At 42.2% G+C, this 752-nt stretch carries 1 protein-coding gene; it reads left to right on the top strand.

Annotated elements, in window-relative coordinates; all coding sequences use genetic code 11:
- On the top strand, positions 1 to 533 hold a 533-nt coding region (locus AC1DRQ_RS31975), incomplete at its 5' end, for a Crp/Fnr family transcriptional regulator (protein ID WP_477430254.1).
- Positions 534 to 752 lie beyond the last annotated feature (219 nt).

Genomic DNA, 752 nt, shown 5'->3' with positions numbered 1-752 from the left:
CACTGACTGATGAGCAGTTTGATTATTTTTTTTCGCATTTCAAACCGCAATCTTACAAAAAAGGGCAGGTAGTGATTAGCGAGGGCGACAAGGTTGACCACGAATACTTTGTGATTTCTGGCTGCTTAAAAGCCTTTTACATCAACGACGACATCAAAATGTATATCCTGCAGTTTGCCATGCCCACCTGGTGGACCTCCGATTACGGCGCTTTATATAATCAAACCAGGGCCACCATTAATATAGATTGTATCACCGATGCAGTGATACTCTGCCTTTCCAATCATGACCGCGAAAAAATATGCAGCGAACTGCACCAGGCCGAACACTTTTTTCGCTGGCGCACCAACAAAGGTTACCTGGCTTCGCAAAAAAGACTTCTGTCATTTATGAATAATGATACCAAAGCCCGTTATGAAGAACTCCTGTCATTATATCCTCAACTGTATAACCTGGTTCCCAAACACCTTATAGCCGCCTACCTCGGTGTTTCGAGAGAAACGCTCAGCAGGCTTTATAATGCCCATAAATAGCTCCGATACGAATGTGATGTACATCACGTAGTCACCTGAAATTTCCTGCCGTCCTTTGTACTATCAAATCATTAACGATTGATAATATAAAGAAATGGAAACTAAAAATTTTGAAATTGTAAGCGCACAAAGCAACATAGATTGGACCGGCAAAAAAGTAACCGGCGCGCATAATGGTACTATCGCCCTTAAAGAAGGAACACTGACACTGAATAACGG

It is taken from the genome of Mucilaginibacter sp. P4_E8 (assembly GCF_056401495.1).
Note: the sequence above shows the minus strand (reverse complement) of the source record. Positions and strands in the feature narration are given on the sequence as shown.